This window comes from Vibrio sp. Scap24 (genome assembly GCF_013394185.1).
GTDB classification, from domain to species: domain Bacteria; phylum Pseudomonadota; class Gammaproteobacteria; order Enterobacterales; family Vibrionaceae; genus Vibrio; species Vibrio pomeroyi.
In genome coordinates, this window is the sequence record NZ_CP041332.1 from 550,748 (window position 1) to 568,761 (window position 18,014).

Sequence of the window (18,014 nt, forward strand, 5' to 3'; positions counted from 1 at the left end):
TACTAAGGTCACGCTAAAAAACAGATCACACTTCTTAAATCAGATACGTGGTTACCATACCCAAAGTTACAATGCCCAAACTGGCGTTAAACCAACAGCGGCCGCTAACAACATCAACAATGAAACCGTCAGTTGAAGCTTTTCAGGTGTCTTAACAAACAGTAGATGCCAACACCACACCACGATAGACGAGATCAACAAAGCGAAGCTAAATAGCAAGGTGGAAATTACTGGCTCTAACTGAGCTTCAGAGAGTGAGTAAACATTCACGACTGTCGCCAGTACCACCAACATACCCGTCAAGACACCCACCACAGGCAAAACACGGTGGAATGCTTGCAAACGCGTTCTTGCGATCGTCAGCAGTAAATGGCCAAACGCGGCACCTAACAATACCACCAACAGCAGAGTCGTAATGATGCCGACTGTGGTTGCTTGCTCCGTCGCTTGAATAGCAACGTAAGACAACGCCAAACCACACGCCAAATACATAACCCAGATAGGGCCAGAATCACGTGTCTTTTTAGTTTGAACTTGAGAATAGAAATAAAAGATTGCGAACACGACCAGAAAGGCTTCAATTTTCACTGAGGCAACCGCCAGCCACAGCACGCCAATTGCAGGCAACATCTTGTGAATACGGCCACGTTGTCCCGGGCAAATATCCCCTTTCACCAAGATGAGGGTTAAGATCAGTTGAGCTCCTAAAAGCATCGGAGCAAATTGTACTAATAACGTTTCGACCATTGTGGCTCTACTTCTTCAGACTTATTTTCGCGAATAATATCAAAAACTGCTGCGAACACTAATCAAAATCACAAATTAGCGACGTTATTCAAGGCTTCAACTATGCTGTTGTATGGCTCTTTTGCTGCTTTTAAAAGCGATAACACGAAAGACACCAGAACTAACAGGGGCATGTTCTACTGGCTAGTCAGGGCGCATGCCGCTATAATTCCCGCCTCAAAAATCAGAGGTCGAAATATGTACAGCGATATCACTCCTATTCACGAACACAAAAAATACTGGGCCGAGTGCTACGGAACTGCACCCTTTTTGCCTACCAGTAGAAAGGAGATGGATGCTCTTGGATGGGATAGCTGTGACATTATTATTGTAACTGGTGACGCTTATGTCGATCACCCGAGCTTTGGTATGGCTATCATTGGCCGTCTTCTTGAAGCTCAAGGTTTCCGCGTGGGCATTATTGCTCAACCTAAGTGGGACAATAAAGATGCCTTCATGAAGCTAGGTAAACCTAACCTATTCTTCGGCATCACTGCGGGTAACATGGACTCCATGATCAACCGCTACACCTCTGATCGCAAATTACGTCACGATGATGCTTACACGCCAAATAACGAAGGTGGTAAGCGTCCTGACCGTGCAACTCTAGTTTATTCTCAGCGTTGTCGCGAAGCCTACAAAGGTACACCAATCGTTCTTGGTGGTATTGAAGCGAGCTTACGTCGTGTTGCGCACTACGACTACTGGTCGGATAAAGTTCGTCGCTCTGTATTGTTCGATGCAAAAGCAGACATCCTTCTTTTTGGTAACGCTGAGCGTGCACTGGTTGAAGTAGCACACCGCATTGCTGATGGCGAAGATATGTCAACGTTGACAGACATTCGTGGTACGGCAATCAATCTTGCTGCAGCGCCTGAAGGCTTCAAAATCATCGACTCTTCTCGTATCGAAAAACCGAACAAAGCTTACGTGCCGGTAAACCCATACGAAGTGGAAACGCAATGTGATACTAAAAAAGATGAGAAAGAAGAAGTAAAAGCGCAGCCGATTACGATTCGTCCTTCTCGTCACGATGCAAAAACAACAGCCGTTCGTATTCCTGCATACGAGAAGCTAAACAACGACCGTATTCTTTACGCTCACGCTAGCCGTATCTTGCACCTAGAGACAAACCCGTACTCAGGTCGCGCTTTGATTCAACGTCACGGTGACCGTGAGCTGTGGGTTAACCAAGCACCAATTCCATTGACGACTGAAGAGATGGATTACGTGTTTGGCCTTGCATACAAGCGTGTTCCTCACCCTATGTACGGCAAAGCGAAGATTCCTGCTTACGACATGATCAAAACCTCGGTGAACATCATGCGTGGTTGTTTTGGTGGTTGTTCTTTCTGTTCAATCACAGAGCACGAAGGTCGTATCATTCAGAACCGTTCGAAAGAATCTATCTTGGATGAGATCGAAGACATTAAAGATAAAGTACCTGGCTTTACCGGTACGATTTCTGACTTGGGTGGCCCAACGGCGAACATGTACCGTTTAGGTTGTTCAGATCCGAAAGCAGAAATTAACTGTCGTCGTCCATCATGTGTGTTCCCTAAAATCTGTGAGAAGCTAAACACAGACCACCAGCACACGATTGACCTGTACCGCTCTGCGAGAAAAGTACCGGGCGTTAAGAAGATCATGATCGCTTCTGGTGTTCGTTACGACTTAGCGATTGAATCTCCAGAATACGTGCGTGAGCTTGTAACGCACCACGTAGGTGGTTACTTGAAGATTGCTCCAGAGCATACTGAAAAAGGCCCTCTGGATCTGATGATGAAGCCAGGCATGGGCACTTACGATCGTTTCAAAGAGATGTTCGAGAAGTACAGTGCGGAAGCCGGTAAGAAACAGTATCTAATTCCTTACTTCATCTCGGCTCACCCGGGCACAGAAGATGAAGACATGCTTAACCTCGCGTTGTGGCTGAAAAAGCACAACTACGAGTGTGACCAAGTACAAAACTTCTACCCATCGCCAATGTGTAATGCAACGTCGATGTACTACTCAGAGACGAACCCTCTGAAGCGTGTGAAATATAAGAAGCGTGAAGATGTGCCTGTGCCTAAAGGTGACCGTCAACGTCGTCTGCATAAAGCACTGCTTCGTTACCACGATCCAGAAAACTGGAAGATCATCCGCGAAGCGCTAATCGATATGGGTAAGAAACACCTTATCGGTGATAAGCCGGGCTGTTTGATTCCGGAAGAAGACTTTGATGCACAAACACCTGCACAACGTCGTAAGTCTGGTCGTCACGGATCACAGCGTTTTGCTACTAAGCACAGTAAATCTCAACCGGGATTAGGCGGCGAGAAGCCACGCAACCATTCCAAATCTGGTGGCAATAAGCCTGGTGGTAAAAAGCCGAATGGTAACGGCAACGGTAGCCAAGGCAATGCTAACCAAGGTAACGGAAAGCAAAACGGCGGCGGTAATAGCAGCGCTCGTAAACCAGCAACTGGCTTTATTAAGAAAGGCCCTGGTGGTCAATCACAAGGCAATGGCGGCGGAAACCGCAACAAAGCTGGCAATGGTCAAGGTGGCAAACCTGCTGGCAACGGAAAAAATCGCCAACGCGCGACACAACGTTAATATTGTGAGCCAATAAACTTAGTCATAATAAAATACAAAGCGCAGCTATTTAGCTGTGCTTTTTTGTGTCTTGAAGGTTTTCCAAGCCGTAACTAGCACAGTTATGAACGCTGCCATTGGTCAGGATAATGGATGATGTTATGGAAAACAGCTTGTTCAGTTCCAATGTTCTTGTATCCATGAAGTTGTTCGGCATTAAAGCGTACCGCTTGTCCCGGGCTCAATTCATACCAGCTATCATCGAAGAACACCGCCATACGACCTGAAATACACAGTATATGCTCGATCACCCCAGTGCTGTGTGGTTCAGAAAAATGCTCATAGTTCTCTGCTAGCCCAAGCTCATACACTTCAAAGCCTAACGAGGGTTCAAAAGGAAAAACAACACTGACCAAGAAGCCCTTATTCAGGCTTTCATCACGCAGTTCATTAGCGTCTCGGAATAAGCTCACCAGTTCATCACTAGAGCAAGACAGGATCAAACTCGAAAACGAAACGTTCAAGCCCGTCGCGATTTGCCACAACTTGGCTACGGTCGGGCTAGACTCTCCGCGCTCAATCTGACCGAGCATCGCTTTACTGACTCCAGTCGCCTTCGCGGTCGCGTCGAGGCTCCACCCTTTCTCTTTACGAATTCGTTTTAGGTTGTGGCTGACTCGCAACTCGTCTTGACCACTCAAACTCTCTTTTAGATTAACGCTAGCTTCTACATTGATTTTCTTCGGCATGTTTTCGTTCATCTACCTACTTAAGTTTGCTCACGACTAAAATTATCACGAACAAAATTTATACAAATAACACTTGTGCGCTATAACGCACAAATGCTAAGTTAAGTTCTATGTATGTTATAACGCACAACGAGAGTGGTTAGTATGGGTCAGATTAAGTTTTCTCACATCAGTACTGGTTTTATTGCGGTATTTATCGGTTATGCGAGTGCGGCGGCGATCATCTTCCAAGCGGCGACCAGTGCGGGAGCAAGCCAACAACAGATCGCTTCATGGTTTTGGGCGCTCGGAATTGGTATGGGTGTATCGACGATTTTGCTTTCGTGGCGATACAAACAGCCAGTCGTGACCGCATGGTCTACGCCGGGTGCTGCGCTACTTATCACCTCGTTGGATGGGCTCACCGTAGAGCAAGCTGTGGCTATATTCTTGTTTAGCTCACTGCTGATAACCATCACGGGTCTAACTGGCATCTTTGACACGCTACTTAAACGAATCCCAACATCCATTGCCTCTGCGATGCTAGCGGGTGTGTTGTGGATGTTTGGCATCGGGATATTTACCTCTCTATCTCAAGAAGCGATTATCATCGGCACTATGTTAGCCGCGTATATTTTTGCTAAGCCTAAGTTTGGTAATTTATTGATTCCGTTTATCTTATTGCTTGCCGTCATCATGAGTGGAGTCGCGGGGAAGCTCAATTTATCGGATGTGAACTTAACGCTGACTCAACCTATGTTCATCACCCCAGATTTTGACTTGGCGTCGCTGTTGAGTGTTGGCATTCCGTTATTTGTGGTAACAATGGCATCACAAAACCTGCCCGGTTTCGCAGTATTGAAAGCCAATGACTATAACCCACCAGCGTCACGCATTATCACCACAACAGGCATCACGGGGTTACTACTTGCGCCCTTTGGCGGCTTTGCCTTTAACTTGGCGGCGTTAACAGGCGCAATATGCATGAGCCCGAACGCTGACCCAAACCCGAAAAGTCGTTATAAGGCAGCACTAGCGATGGGTGGTTTCTATCTGTTGGCAGGGATATTAGGCACAACCTTTGTGTCTTTGTTCTCATCCGTTCCGCAAGCCATCATTATAACCATTGCAGGATTGGCCTTATTGCCAACTCTTGCGAACTGCCTAACGACGGCACTTGCTGATGAGACACATAGAGAGGCTGCACTCCTCACCTTCTTACTTACTGCCTCTGGGATTAATTTTGCCGGAGTCGGCAGCGCATTTTGGGGATTGTGTTTAGGTTTAATTTGCTACGCGATAAAGAACTGGCAGTTAAAAGCGTCTCGAACAAAACAGACTCAACCTGCACAAGCGAACGAAGGCAAAGAGCAGAGTTAAATTTACTATTATAGCTATCCAGAGATTCAATAAAAAAGGCAAGTCATTAGAAGACTCGCCTTTCTCTTTCTTTTTTAGCGGGTAAAGACCCAATACTGACTAAACAAATAGTTAGTCACCATACCGACTAAAATACCAACGGCCATCGCGATAAACACAGCCCCAGTAAACGCTGGCAGTAATTCAGTCATCAACTTAAAGCACAGTAGATTAGGTACTGCTGATATCGACGCTGAAAACATAAACTTTTGCCACTGAATCAGTTTTTCAGACCAACTACCCTGCCCTTGGAACCCAAAAGTAAGCACTCGATTACCAAACCAAGTTGTCGTTGCTGCAGCAATGAAAGATCCAATTCTCGCCGTCATCAAAGGCAAACCAATTATGTAATGCAGCAAGGCAAATACTGCACAATCAACAACAAACCCACCAACACCAACCACAGCGAACCGAACCATCTTGTGATGGGACTGAAGCCTTTGACTGTGTGTCTGAAGCTTGTTATTGATCATTTGCAGCCCTGAGTTAACGCTGAACATCACTTGCACTTCTAATGTGACTCAACGACAAATTTGGTTTGATGTTTTGGCTATGACAACTGAACAAAGCGCGCTTTATTTTCACCGTCGGCTCCAAAATACAGGTTAACGCGTTGTCTTTAATCTTAGTTTCCACTTCTGCTCTTTTACCAATCAAATAGAACTTATCGATGCCATCTAATTGTTCGATATCAAGCAGTTTTTTTGCTTGCCCGTGGCTGTAAAACTGCCCAGAGAACGGTCGTTTACCGACATAAAAACTTGGCGATGAATCGGTGATCTGTTCGAAAATGATACGGTCACTCTTCTCGTTCGCTTTACCTAGGTTTAGGTAAACCATCGCTATCATCAGCAACACAGGCAGAACTAACGCAACGCTCGAGAACCACTTCTTATCTTTTTCTACTACGAGTATAGCAACCAACAAACCAAGAGCTGGAATGCCCGGTAATACGTAAGCAGGAAGAATATTGCCCGCCATGGTGAAAAGAATCAGAGGTGAAATCAACCAGCACACAAGGAATGAAAACAACCCGCTATTCTCAGCGTTAACTTCCGCAATTTTCTTACGTCGAGCAAACGCCAGTATCGGCAATACAATCGACCAAGGCGCAGCAGCTTGGATCCAGAATACCCAAATCATGCCTCGAGTTTCGTCATGAGCGGATCCGTAAAGATCCCCTTCCCAGCCACTCACAACAAAGCGCTTAAAGTGTTCGCCAACAATAAAGTAATCAATAAAACCCGGTGTCGCCATTTCAGCCATGATGTACCAAGGCAGAGCAATCACTAACATCACACCTAAGCCGGACAACAATGGGAAACGTTGCCAAAGCGCTTTGAAAGCACCGAAGAAGCCATGCTGTAAGACCAACCAAGGAAATACTGCGATACCCATGATGACAATCGCTACTGGCCCTTTTGCAAGTAAACCTAGCGCTAAACCAATAAAGCCAACGTAACCCCAATTTCTATTGGTCTTCGCACTCTCTTCTCCCTTCCAACATAGGTAGAAACCCAGCATGGCAATAGTCATTGCTAAGGTTAATGCGATGTCTGTCATCACAGCACCCGCAGCGATAGAGAAAATACCGCATGTCGCTAACACAACGGCTGCGACTAAAGCGCTTTGCCCTGTTCGCTTCGCCATGTAAGCCGTCAGTAAAATCGTTACGACACCCGCTAACCAATGGGGTGCACGAACGGCAAATTCACTCAGGCCGAACAGCTCAATACCGGCAGCACTCATCCATGTAAACAGCGGCGGCTTACCCCAGAAAGGAATGCCGTAGTCGAATTGCGGTGTTAACCAGTTTCCTGTTTCCACCATTAAACGAGCCATTTCGCCATAGCGCGCTTCAGTGGTGTCCATTAATGGATAAGTTGCCAGAGATAGGAGCCTTAGAACCAATGCAAAAGCCAACAAATACCATAGGTGCGTTCTGTTCAGGCTCATGCTGACTCCTCTAATTTAAAATGTGTTTTTAATGCAGGTGTATCGACCACGGATTGGATCAGATACAAAGGACGATTCTTGGTCTCGATGAAAATACGACCTATGTATTCTCCCATTAAACCAATACTCAGAAGTTGAATGCCGCCAAGGGCAAGTTGAACGACCATCATTGATGGATAACCCGTGATAGGCTCACCAAACATCAGGGTTTTGAACACGATGACCATCCCATACACAAAAGCCGTTAGGGCAACGAGGGCACCGACTGCCGTTGCAATACGCAGTGGTCGAATAGAGAACGAGGTAATGCCATCCATCGCCAAGCCAATCAGCTTCAAGTAGTTCCACTTGGTCTCACCACAAAAGCGAGCGTCGCGCTTAAACTGGATCGTCGCTTGTCTGAAACCCGGCCATGAGAAAATGCCTTTCATGTAGCGATTACGTTCAGGAAGTTGATTGATATGGTCGACGACTTCACGGCTCAGCAGTCTAAAATCACCGACATTTTCAGGAACATCGATCTTCGCAGCCACGTTCATGACTTTGTAAAAGCTCGCCGCTGAAAACTTCTTAAACCAGGTTTCACCGTCACGCTGGCTGCGCTGCATGTTGACGACGTCATAACCTTCGCGCCACTTAGCAACCATTTGTGGGATCAGTTCCGGCGGATCTTGCAGGTCTGCATCTAACAAAATCACGGCTTGTCCGCGACAATGCTCAAGCCCAGCGCTCATGGCTGACTCTTTACCAAAGTTACGGCTTAAACCAATCACCGAGATTGAGCTATTGATTGAAGTGAATGAACTCACCAAGTCCAAGCTGTTGTCTTTGCTGCCATCGTCGACATAAACAATCTCACTCGTGATCGGTAAGCTATCGAGAACCTTAGTGAGGCGAGAATGGAACTCTTCCAACACCTCTTGTTCATCGTAAAAAGGCACAATGATAGATAAAGAGACCGCAGGGTTGATCTGCGATGTGGATATCTTAGGGCGGCTAATATGAAGTTCAGACATAATATGTTCTTCTATTTTTTAATCTGGAGCCAATCTACCCTCCCATAAGTGAAAGTTATGTTATTGACATATTTTTCACGCTCACTCAGGATAATGTTACTGTCTATTTCTGTATGAGAATCAAAATGAAACGAGTTCTATTAGTCGAAGATAACCGTGAAATTGCAGGTGTCTTGTTTGATTATTTTGAGTGTATTGGCATGGAACTCGATTACGCAGACAACGGCGAGCTTGGCCTGCAACTCGCGTTGGATAATTCATTTGATATCATTATCTTAGATTTGATGTTACCAAGAATGGACGGCCTAACGGTTTGCAATAAACTACGTGATCAAGGCAACGCGACACCCATTTTGATGCTGACCGCACTGGATAGCCGCGAAGACATGTTGAAAGGCTTTGAGCATGGTGCCGATGACTATCTGACTAAACCTTTTGATTTGGATATTCTAGAAGCGAGAATGAACGCGTTAGTTCGTCGTTACCGTGGAAAAGTTGCCTCTTCTAAGCTTCAGTTCGCTGAACTCACCATCGACCAAAAGACGCGTAAAGCTTACCGCCAAGATAAGCTACTTGCGCTAAACCCAACTACTTACACCATACTTGAGATGCTGTGCCAAAACGCACCTGAAGTGGTCACTCGCGAAGATATCTCATACAAGCTGTGGGAAGAAGACGAACCCAACAACGATGTGTTACGCAGTCACATCTATCAATTGCGAAATCAACTCGACAAGCCTTTCGACACGCAAATGTTGATTACCGTACCTAAAGTTGGATTCCGTTTGGAGTCGTCGAATTGATCTTAAATGTCCTCACAAGCACCAAAACCTTAACCGGCCGCCTAGCGCTTTTCTTTGGGTTAATGGCCGTGATTGTGTCGGCATTCGTCTATGTGGTTTTTATCGCCGCGCTGTACTTATCAGAAGACCGAGTCGGTGAAAGACGTATCCTGATTGACCGCAACTATGCGGTTGGTTTATTCCAAGCCGGTGAGAGTGGCGAGTTAAGAATTGATGACCTGACCATCGCCTACAACGACCCGTCGTTCATACCTCCAGAATACAAAAAATACGTTGAAGGCAAAGAGAGCTTTGTTGGTGAGGTCGGCGAAGAGCCAGACTCTCGCATGGTGTATGTTGGTGAGTATTCTGATGAAGGTGAAACCCACCCCATAATCCTGCTTTCTGAAATAGACCGCGTTGAATTTGATATTTACGAATTGGTGTATGCGACCACTTTTGTACTGACCCTACTCTCTATTCTGATTTTTAGCTTTGGGGCGCTGCTCTATCGATTATCTAAGCGTCTAATTGAACCTTTCAACTCCCTATCTGAACAACTCGAATCTAATAAGCTCAATCTAAACGAAGAGTTTGGTGTGAGTGATGATGCGGCGGTGGAATTCCGTCAATTAACCGATCAGCTCAATCAATATCGCAGAGAAATCAATTCGTTAGTCAAACGCGAACAAGCCTTTGCTCGCTACTCCAGTCATGAGCTGAGAACACCTCTGACTGTTGCTCGCGGGGCGAATAAGCTGCTCCTTCGCAGCGAAACAACCGAGTTTCAATCTCGTCAGGTTGAACGCATTGACGAAGCCATTATTCAAATGTCAGAAATGGTCGATGCCCTGCTTGGTCTGGTTCGCTATGAAAGAAACAGTGACGATGCACCATTGCGTTTATTCAGCCAGCAAGAGCTAGAGACCATCGTTTCTAAAAACTCGTTGCAGGCAGACGAGAAGGAAGTCGAGATAACCTTACAAGTTCAATCAGAGCCAACCATTCAAGCCACCAGCGCGATCATGAATATGTTGGTCGGAAACCTGTTGAGAAACGCAATTGCAGCCACTAACAGCGGCACAGTAACGGTCACCCTCTCCCAAGACAGCCTTGTTATCGAAGACCAAGGTGAAGGCCTGCAGGAGCAATACAACCCGAATGGACACGGACTAGGTTTGCTGATTGTCGATGACTTGTGTCAGCGTTTTGATTGGGACTTTGAATTGTTCAATCGCAGCTGTGGTGGATGCACCGCCAAGATCTCCTTTCAAGGCGATTCTTCCGCGTCAATATCGAACGAAAACTTGATTTAGTTGGTTTACAGCCGCCTCTGGCTACTAGATACTCGTCCGTCCTATTTGATTTAAAAATGCTGGCTCTTTAGTCAGCATTTTGTTTAAGTGCGATGAAACTAAATAATAGCCCTGTAACTCAGCATCAATTTAACGACCACACCTTTTTCTTAAAGCGTGACGATCAGCTTCACTCCCATTTTTGCGGCAACAAAGCCCGCAAGTTCATGAAGCTGCTGGAAGACGAGCACCCAGAGACCACAACCTTAATCAGTTATGGTTCTGCGCAGGCTAACTCTCTGTTCTCACTCGCGGCACTGGCAAAGATCAAAGGTTGGACGCTTGAGTTCTACGTCGATCATATTCCCGAGTGGTTACTAGAACGCCCAATCGGTAATTACCGTGGTGCTATTGATCTTGGCGCGAAGGTGATTCCAGTCAAAGAGACAGGCTCTGAGCTTCATCCACAAGCGTATATTGAGCAAGTAAGACAACCAGACTCCCATTGCATTGTATTACCAGAAGGTGGACGCTCTCAACTTGCTGAGTATGGTGTTAAGCAACTGGCGATGGAAATACTGAGCTGGACTCGCTTCGAAAACCAACACGATTTTGTGGTCGCATTGCCCGCAGGGACTGGCAGCACGGCTCTCTATCTTCATAAGCATTTAAAACTGCACAACATCCCAGTGTTAACCTGCGCTTGTGTTGGTGGCAGCGACTATTTAACGCAACAATTTAACGAGCTAGATGAAACTGATCATCCACAGATCTTATCGCTCGAAACCAAACACCACTTTGGAAAATTGTATCAACAGGATTATCAAACTTGGTTAGATCTACAAGAACAAACCGACATCGAGTTTGACCTGCTTTACGATCCATTGATGTGGCAATGCTTACAACAATGGCAAGAAGATAACCCAACCAAAACCATTATCTACATTCACCAAGGTGGCATATTAGGTAACGAATCCATGCTGCCACGCTACCAGCGAAAATATCCAGATATGTGCCGTAGCACGACCAACGCTTCTTGGTAATTGCATTCCCTCACACCTAGATCTGGATATGCAAATTCCCGTAATCTGAGAACTCTGTTAAACAGCTATCACACTTCATACGTGATGGCTGTTTTAGCATTTCCCCTTCATTTTTCACCTCTACTCTTACACTTCAAATTAGAAACAGAAATCTGGCGAGAATCATCGCGTTATCTATACTTTCGATTGGAACGTCATTGTCATCTGAAGGAATAACGCATGCGAAAACTCACTACACTCGGCCTGTTTTCAGTTTTACTACCCTTTTCAGCAATTTCTGGAGAAAACGTCACTTACCAAGTCGACGGTATGGACTACGAAGGTTATTGGAGTGAAGCCAGCGACCAAGCGCCTTTGGTGCTGCTAATACACGATTGGGATGGCTTAACCGATTACGAAAAGAAGCGTTCTGAGATGCTCAATGAACTCGGTTACAACGTGTTCGCTATCGATCTATTTGGTAAAGGCATCCGCCCAACCGAAGTCAAAGACAAAAAGCAACACACAGGCGAACTGTATAAAGAGAGAGAAAAAATGCGTGCGCTACTCAACGCTGGAGCCATGGAAGCGAAGAGACTTGGCGGCAACTTAGATAACAACGTGATGATGGGATACTGCTTTGGTGGAGCCGCTGTATTGGAAGCCGCTCGTGCGGGGATTCCTTCGAAGGCTTACGTCACCTTCCATGGCGGTTTATCAACACCAAAAGGTCAAGACTACTCGCTAACTAAGGCTCCGATTGTCGTATTCCACGGCACGGCTGATGCGATGATTTCAATGCAAGATTTTGGCAACCTCGCCGCTGAACTTGAAACGACCAAAGTTCCCCATGAAATGATCACCTACAGTGGTGCTCCACATGCGTTTACCGTGTTCGGCTCCAATAATTACCAAAATGAAGCTGACCAAAAATCGTGGGAACGATTCACACATGTGTTAGAAACCACCACCCGATAAGCCGCAACACTCAAATCAAATCAGCCCACGCTTAATAAACATGGGCTGCTTCGTATGACCAAGTATTTTGATGGACTACATGTAACGATGGATACTCAAGTCGTCTGCTTTTATATCGCAATCAGAGCCACTGACCACACTCGCTAACAGTTTTCCTGAACCACACGCCATCGTCCAGCCCAACGTCCCATGACCGGTATTGGTAAATAGATTCTTAATTGGCGTCTTTCCGATGATAGGCGTGCCATCTGGCGTCATCGGTCTTAACCCGGTCCAGTATTCGGCTTTAGAGAAATCTCCCGCTTGTGGGAAAAGGTCTTTAATCACCATATCAATCGTAGCTTTGCGTTTTTCTGGAATCAGGTAATTGAAACCAGCAAGCTCTGCCGTCCCGGCAATACGAATTCGATCATCGAAACGAGTCATCGCTACCTTATAGGTCTCATCCATAACCGTTGAAGTCGGCGACTTATCTGCACTCATGATCGGCAGTGTCAGGGAGTAGCCCTTCACTGGATAAACAGGAATCGATAAGTCCACTTGCTTGAGCAACTCTCGAGAATAACTCCCCGAAGCCACCACATAAACGTCCGCTTTGAATTCACCTTGAGTTGTCGTAATGCTCTCTATGACTTGGTTCTGATGATTCAAACTCACCACTTCAGTATCAAATACGAACTGAACGCCAAGCTTCTTAGCTTTTTCAGTCAAAGCTAAACAGAACTGATGGCAATCACCCGTTTCATCATGAGGTAAGTATAAGCCGCCCACCAGCTTGTCTTTCACGTCAGCTAATCCCGGTTCCACCGAAAGACACTGTTCAACACCAAACAACGAGTGTTCGATTCCACTCTCTTTGAGTAACTTCATATCCTGCTGAATCGCACCCAGTTGCTTCTCGCTTCTGAATACTTGCAGCGTCCCTTTCTGCCTTCCCTCGTAAGCCAAATCTTCACTGGTTCTTAGATGAGTGAGACAGTCTCGACTGTAGTTTGCCACTCTTAACATTCGTGACTTATTCACAGCGTATTTGGCTTCGTTACAGTTGGCGAGCATCTTGGTTGCCCAAGAAACTAATTCAGGGGCAAGTGACGGCTGCACCTTTAAGGGAGCATGTTCTTGAGTGAGCCACTTCATCGCTTTCAACGGAATACCAGGAGCAGCCCAAGGTGAAGAATAGCCGTAAGAAATTTGTCCGGCGTTCGCAAAACTGGTTTCTTTACCACTGCTATCCTGACGGTCGATAACCGTCACCGAGTGGCCCTCTTTCGCCAGATACCAAGCACTGGTCAACCCAATAACACCGCTGCCAATTACAATTACTTCCATTCTCTTCCCCTAATATCCGACACAGCAAAACATGCCGAACACTGCTGCCTGTTTCAAACTGCTTTCGTTAATAATTTGTAACTTATTCAGCACGCGTTGACTTAACAATGCATACAGTGTTGATAAAAAATCAATTCATAGGAAAATCGGGAGGATGAATTTTGGAAGTGTGATGTTGAAGCGCTTATAGAGCTTCAAGGTATAGGCTTATTGTTAAGAGAAAGTGCTCTACGAAAATGGAATACTGAACTATCGTGGAATGAAGTTAGGTGATGTGATTATGTACACCAACCCACTTCAATCTAAATATTGTGGGCGTCGTGACTTAAGAAAGTGGCGTTTTCGAGAAGGAAATCTAAAAAGGTTTCGGCTTGTAGCGTCAGGGCTCGTCCTTTGAGAGATTGAACTTTCACAGTTGCTTTCGAGAACATGTCTAGCTCAGTCGCAACCACTTCTATTTGTCCGGACTTTATCTCATCAAGCACCGTGAGTTTGGGCATAAAAGTCACGCCTAGTCCTGCCGATACAAAGTTGGTTAATGCGGTTACCGAGTTGGTTTGAAGCTTTGGCTGCAAGGTAAGATGAGAGTTTTGTTCGGCCTGCTTTACGAGTCTTCCCATACCTGTCGAGTTGTCGATCAAAGCAATAGAAGCCTCTCTAATGTCTTGCAATATCACTGGTGCTTGTTGTGCCGTCAGTGCGTGCCCTTTTGGAGCGATAAGCTCTAGAGGGTGGCTACGCTCGACGTGTGAATGCAGTTTAGGATGAGGAGCAGACGCATAAGTGATCGCGAAATCAATCTGTTGGTCTTCCAACATTTTCACGGCATCCAATGCACCTGCAATCTCAATCGACAAATTGATATCAGGGTATCGAGCCATGAAGGTTTGCATCGGTTTAGAAACCAAGTTAGTAATAAACCCTTCCCCAATCGCAATGCTGACATTACCACCCTTGAGGTTTTTCAACTTGGTTAGACGTGCCAGTACCGCCGTTTCACTGCGAACGATAGAACGGTAGTAATTCAACAATTCATTGCCCGCCTCAGTCAGCATTGATTGACGATTATTCCGTTCCCAAACTTTCATTTCCGCTTGTGCTTCAAGCTGCGTCAGCATTCGGCTCATCGCCGCAGGATCAACATTCATCATTTTAGATGCCTTACGCAATGACCCATATTTTGATAACGCATTCAGATACTCAAGCGCACGAAGATTAAAATGGTGCATGCAACTTCCTTGTAATTCGACTGACACAATACAAGCGTCTCATAGTTTTCTGATTTGCCCATCTAGGAATTGGAGATACCGACACTGCAAGTTTGCAAGTTGTGGGCTGAGTCACCAACACAAGCTCTTGAAGAACAATAGAGACCATGCAGAAGGCATAAGTATTCGCAGCTAATAAAACAAAAACACAGCTCAATCCAACGAAGAAATGAGCTGTGTTTGATGTTAACTAACGGCTGTTTGAAGCCGATAACCAGTGGCTATTTTAACGCAAACAGCTTATCGACAAACTCTGAGAAACCGTATCCGCCGGGCTTGCTCATCACCACTGATGGGTGATGCTCGAGTCGCTCCCAGTAATGCTGGATATTTGCCACCCCGACACTGTTGGGCAAAATTTCAAACATATATTGGTCATTCATCGAGTCACCGACATAGCAACTACGTTCGACTATCTCTTGGTCAGATAACCCTTTCTCTTTGAGAAAAGCGGTTGATGTCGCCTTCTTAGAGTGCTCACCATACCAAGCATTAATATGAATAGAGCTTGCTGTAGCGTGAGCGCCTAACGCGTGAATCTTAGAGACTATCTCTTCAATAATCGCATCATCAACTTTCGGACGGTTTTGACCGATGTCGATCGCCACCTCACACAAACGGTAAGACTGATCCAGCGTTAAACTGAGCTCTGGGTAATCGCTCAAAATAACTAATACTTGTTCTTTGAGTTTACTCTGATTGGCACTGACTTCTGGCAAAGGGATATCAGAACGCAATGTCAGATAACCGTTTTTCTTTTCCATAATGAATGCGCCATTCTCACCGAGAACCGCATCAACAGGCCAAAGCTGAGCAATATGATCACACCAACCGGCACATGCACCCGTTACCGCAACCACTTTCTTTCCTGAATCACGAAGCTTGCTTAACGCAATCAAGGTTTCAGGCGGCAATTGACCTTGCCACGTTAAGGTGTCATCCACGTCGGTTAACACCCAATCTATCTTTTTCCAATTTTGGTTCAATTCATTCGATACCGAATTCATTTCTACACCTCTAAATAATCAATCACTAAACAGTGTTAAAGCAAATTCGGTAAAAACATCACCAAGCTTTCAGAGAAAGTCAGCAACATCAGAACCGTGAGTAGTGCTAGCAACAACGGAGCCACTTCTTTCACGAAGTCGACCATACGAACTTTTAAAATCGAGCAAACCGTAAACATCATCGAGCCAAATGGTGGAGTTACACCACCAATCATGATATTCACAATCACGATAATGCCGAAGTGAACCGGGTTAACGCCTAGGTTAAGCACCGCAGGCAGCAGCAATGGCGTGAGTATGATCATTGCAGCGCCGCCTTCGATGAACATGCCAACCACTAACAGCAGCACGTTAATCAACAACAGCAAGACTAACTTGTTGTCGGTAAGCTCAATCAAAGCAGACGCAACATTGTGTGGGATCTGTTCTAGCGTCATGTAGTAACCAAAGACCATGGCACCGATAATGATGAACATAACGCTACTGGTGCCCTGCACTGTTTCACGCATGATGAGCGGGATATGGCGGAAGCCCAGTTGACGATAAACGAAGATGCCAATAATCGCGCAAAGAAATACGGCAATCGCACCCGCTTCGGTAGGCGTAAACAAACCGAAACGCATGCCCAGAATAATGCCGAACGGGATCAGCAGTGCCGGAATCGCTTTCAGGAAGTAATGAAAGCGCTCTTTGGCAGACGCAGGCTTAGAACGAGAAGGCTTGTAACGACGTTTACGAGCGATGAAGGCAATAGTCACCATCAGCGACAACGCCATCAAAAATGCTGGAACGTAACCCGCAATAAACATTTGATGGACAGAAACGTTCGCTAATAAGGCAAAGATGATGAGGTTAATACCCGGTGGTATCACTGGGCTGATACTTGATGACGCAGCAGTCACCGCCGCCGTGAATGGCAAGTCGTAACCACGCTTGGTCATCTCAGGAGCAAGAATCTTTGATTGCATCGCCGCATCCGCATTTGCAGAACCAGAGATACCGCCCATCAGAGTACTCAGCGCCACATTCACTTGAGCCAGACCACCAGTTTTGTGGCCAATCATCGAATCGGCAAAGGCGAGTAAGCTCTTACTGATCCCCGCATAATTCATCACCGAACCCACCATAATAAAGAACGGAATGGCTAACAGCGGAAAGGACTCAGCTGAGCTAATAAAACGCTGCATTACCAAGCTCACAGGAATAGAGTCATTGATAAAAAGAAAGTAAACCATCGCCGATGCAATCAGAGAAAACGCGATGGGTATGTTCAATAGAAACAGAATAAACAGAATAAGAATTGGAAGATAGCTTTCCATAAATCGTACCTACTTAGAAGAGCGCTTTAGAGAGGCGACATCGCTCGCGATAAATCGAACGGTGTGAATTGCCATCAATGAGAAACAAAGCAACAGCACGCCATTGATAACAAAATATGACACGCCCATTACCGGCGTTACCTTGTTAGATAGCATGAGATATTGATAACTCAGAACCGCCATTAAAATGTTCAGAGCCAGTAGGAAGACGGAAACACATAACCTAAATGGGATTTTTGCTTTTTCTGGCAACATGGCAACCACCACGTCTACACCCATGTGAAGCTTGTGTTTGTAACAGGAGCTAATCCCTAAGTAGACAGCCCAGATGAAGCAAATAACCGACAGTTCTTCACTCCACGGGACAACAAAGCCAAATCCATAACGCAAGACGACGTTAACGATAACAACCAAAACGGTGATCGAAATAGCGATAGAAGCGAGGATTTCTTCAATATTTTTCAATAAAAACAAAAGACTTCTCCAACGAAATACCTAATACGACGTGGGTATTTCAGGAATAAAACGG

At 45.7% G+C, this 18,014-nt stretch carries 16 protein-coding genes; 6 read left to right on the forward strand and 10 right to left on the reverse strand.

Annotated elements, in window-relative coordinates; all coding sequences use genetic code 11:
* Positions 1-66: 66 nt before the first annotated feature.
* Entirely contained in the window at positions 67-747 is a 681-nt protein-coding gene (locus FLM53_RS02160) for a hypothetical protein (protein ID WP_176680109.1), read from the reverse strand.
* Positions 748-984: 237 nt separating this feature from the next.
* Between FLM53_RS02160 and FLM53_RS02165 the strand changes: the two genes are divergently transcribed.
* Positions 985-3,387 (forward strand): YgiQ family radical SAM protein, encoded by a 2,403-nt coding sequence (locus FLM53_RS02165; RefSeq protein ID WP_176680110.1) that lies wholly within the window; start codon positions 985-987, stop codon positions 3,385-3,387.
* Between the two features lie 101 nt (positions 3,388-3,488).
* Here FLM53_RS02165 and FLM53_RS02170 read toward each other — a convergent pair whose 3' ends face one another.
* Complete coding sequence (locus tag FLM53_RS02170) at positions 3,489-4,127, reverse strand: helix-turn-helix domain-containing protein (RefSeq protein WP_176680111.1); 639 nt, start codon at positions 4,125-4,127, stop codon at positions 3,489-3,491.
* Between the two features lie 132 nt (positions 4,128-4,259).
* Between FLM53_RS02170 and FLM53_RS02175 the strand changes: the two genes are divergently transcribed.
* Complete coding sequence (locus FLM53_RS02175) at positions 4,260-5,474, forward strand: benzoate/H(+) symporter BenE family transporter (RefSeq protein WP_176680112.1); 1,215 nt, start codon at positions 4,260-4,262, stop codon at positions 5,472-5,474.
* 74 nt (positions 5,475-5,548) lie between these two features.
* On the opposite strand, the gene FLM53_RS02180 is transcribed toward FLM53_RS02175, so the two are convergent.
* Genes FLM53_RS02180 through FLM53_RS02190 form a run of 3 tightly spaced genes read right to left on the reverse strand, consistent with a single transcriptional unit; the run spans position 5,549 to position 8,485 of the window.
* Positions 5,549-6,013, reverse strand: coding sequence for a GtrA family protein (locus FLM53_RS02180; protein ID WP_176680113.1), 465 nt, complete (start codon positions 6,011-6,013; stop codon positions 5,549-5,551).
* Positions 6,000-7,469: a glycosyltransferase family 39 protein gene (locus FLM53_RS02185; RefSeq protein ID WP_176680114.1), complete on the reverse strand. Its 1,470-nt coding sequence runs from the start codon at positions 7,467-7,469 to the stop codon at positions 6,000-6,002. The genes FLM53_RS02180 and FLM53_RS02185 overlap by 14 nt, the downstream gene beginning before the upstream one ends.
* The gene (locus FLM53_RS02190; protein WP_176680115.1) at positions 7,466-8,485 is read right to left on the reverse strand and encodes a glycosyltransferase family 2 protein; all 1,020 of its coding nucleotides are present in this window, start codon (positions 8,483-8,485) and stop codon (positions 7,466-7,468) included. Before FLM53_RS02190 ends, FLM53_RS02185 begins: the two co-directional genes overlap by 4 nt.
* Before the next feature lie 125 nt (positions 8,486-8,610).
* On the opposite strand from FLM53_RS02190, the gene FLM53_RS02195 reads away from it, so the two are divergent.
* From FLM53_RS02195 to FLM53_RS02210, 4 genes are all read left to right on the forward strand, one after another.
* Positions 8,611-9,288 (forward strand): response regulator transcription factor, encoded by a 678-nt coding sequence (locus FLM53_RS02195; protein WP_176680116.1) that lies wholly within the window; start codon positions 8,611-8,613, stop codon positions 9,286-9,288.
* The gene (locus tag FLM53_RS02200; protein ID WP_176680117.1) at positions 9,285-10,583 is read left to right on the forward strand and encodes a HAMP domain-containing sensor histidine kinase; all 1,299 of its coding nucleotides are present in this window, start codon (positions 9,285-9,287) and stop codon (positions 10,581-10,583) included. Before FLM53_RS02195 ends, FLM53_RS02200 begins: the two co-directional genes overlap by 4 nt.
* 92 nt (positions 10,584-10,675) lie before the next feature.
* Positions 10,676-11,605, forward strand: coding sequence for a pyridoxal-phosphate dependent enzyme (locus FLM53_RS02205; protein WP_176680118.1), 930 nt, complete (start codon positions 10,676-10,678; stop codon positions 11,603-11,605).
* Positions 11,606-11,824: 219 nt separating this feature from the next.
* Complete coding sequence (locus FLM53_RS02210; RefSeq protein WP_176680119.1) at positions 11,825-12,562, forward strand: dienelactone hydrolase family protein; 738 nt, start codon at positions 11,825-11,827, stop codon at positions 12,560-12,562.
* 75 nt (positions 12,563-12,637) lie between these two features.
* Here the strand turns inward: FLM53_RS02210 and FLM53_RS02215 are convergent, their stop codons facing one another.
* The 5 genes from FLM53_RS02215 to FLM53_RS02235 form a co-directional block, all read right to left on the reverse strand.
* Positions 12,638-13,891 carry a D-amino acid dehydrogenase gene (locus tag FLM53_RS02215; protein ID WP_176680120.1) on the reverse strand — a complete coding sequence of 418 codons (1,254 nt, stop codon included), beginning with the start codon at positions 13,889-13,891 and terminating at the stop codon, positions 12,638-12,640.
* 302 nt (positions 13,892-14,193) lie between these two features.
* Positions 14,194-15,120, reverse strand: a complete 927-nt coding sequence (locus FLM53_RS02220; RefSeq protein ID WP_176680121.1) for a LysR family transcriptional regulator — start codon at positions 15,118-15,120, stop codon at positions 14,194-14,196.
* Between the two features lie 260 nt (positions 15,121-15,380).
* Positions 15,381-16,166, reverse strand: a complete 786-nt coding sequence (locus FLM53_RS02225) for an HAD-IIB family hydrolase (protein WP_176680122.1) — start codon at positions 16,164-16,166, stop codon at positions 15,381-15,383.
* 35 nt (positions 16,167-16,201) lie between these two features.
* The gene (locus FLM53_RS02230; protein ID WP_176680123.1) at positions 16,202-17,485 is read right to left on the reverse strand and encodes a TRAP transporter large permease; all 1,284 of its coding nucleotides are present in this window, start codon (positions 17,483-17,485) and stop codon (positions 16,202-16,204) included.
* A gap of 9 nt (positions 17,486-17,494) precedes the next feature.
* Positions 17,495-17,959, reverse strand: coding sequence for a TRAP transporter small permease (locus FLM53_RS02235; RefSeq protein WP_052879053.1), 465 nt, complete (start codon positions 17,957-17,959; stop codon positions 17,495-17,497).
* Positions 17,960-18,014 lie beyond the last annotated feature (55 nt).

Excerpts from the sequence above, each read along its gene's own strand:
- FLM53_RS02185 (WP_176680114.1), bottom strand. The coding sequence starts at position 7,469 with ATGAGCCTGAACAGAACGCACCTATGGTATTTGTTGGCTTTTGCATTG.
- FLM53_RS02165 (WP_176680110.1), top strand. The coding sequence starts at position 985 with ATGTACAGCGATATCACTCCTATTCACGAACACAAAAAATACTGGGCC.
- FLM53_RS02215 (WP_176680120.1), bottom strand. The coding sequence starts at position 13,891 with ATGGAAGTAATTGTAATTGGCAGCGGTGTTATTGGGTTGACCAGTGCT.
- FLM53_RS02210 (WP_176680119.1), top strand. The coding sequence starts at position 11,825 with ATGCGAAAACTCACTACACTCGGCCTGTTTTCAGTTTTACTACCCTTT.
- FLM53_RS02220 (WP_176680121.1), bottom strand. The coding sequence starts at position 15,120 with ATGCACCATTTTAATCTTCGTGCGCTTGAGTATCTGAATGCGTTATCA.
- FLM53_RS02190 (WP_176680115.1), bottom strand. The coding sequence starts at position 8,485 with ATGTCTGAACTTCATATTAGCCGCCCTAAGATATCCACATCGCAGATC.
- FLM53_RS02180 (WP_176680113.1), bottom strand. The coding sequence starts at position 6,013 with ATGTTCAGCGTTAACTCAGGGCTGCAAATGATCAATAACAAGCTTCAG.
- FLM53_RS02175 (WP_176680112.1), top strand. The coding sequence starts at position 4,260 with ATGGGTCAGATTAAGTTTTCTCACATCAGTACTGGTTTTATTGCGGTA.
- FLM53_RS02205 (WP_176680118.1), top strand. The coding sequence starts at position 10,676 with ATGAAACTAAATAATAGCCCTGTAACTCAGCATCAATTTAACGACCAC.
- FLM53_RS02225 (WP_176680122.1), bottom strand. The coding sequence starts at position 16,166 with ATGAATTCGGTATCGAATGAATTGAACCAAAATTGGAAAAAGATAGAT.
- FLM53_RS02170 (WP_176680111.1), bottom strand. The coding sequence starts at position 4,127 with ATGAACGAAAACATGCCGAAGAAAATCAATGTAGAAGCTAGCGTTAAT.
- FLM53_RS02160 (WP_176680109.1), bottom strand. The coding sequence starts at position 747 with ATGGTCGAAACGTTATTAGTACAATTTGCTCCGATGCTTTTAGGAGCT.
- FLM53_RS02230 (WP_176680123.1), bottom strand. The coding sequence starts at position 17,485 with ATGGAAAGCTATCTTCCAATTCTTATTCTGTTTATTCTGTTTCTATTG.
- FLM53_RS02195 (WP_176680116.1), top strand. The coding sequence starts at position 8,611 with ATGAAACGAGTTCTATTAGTCGAAGATAACCGTGAAATTGCAGGTGTC.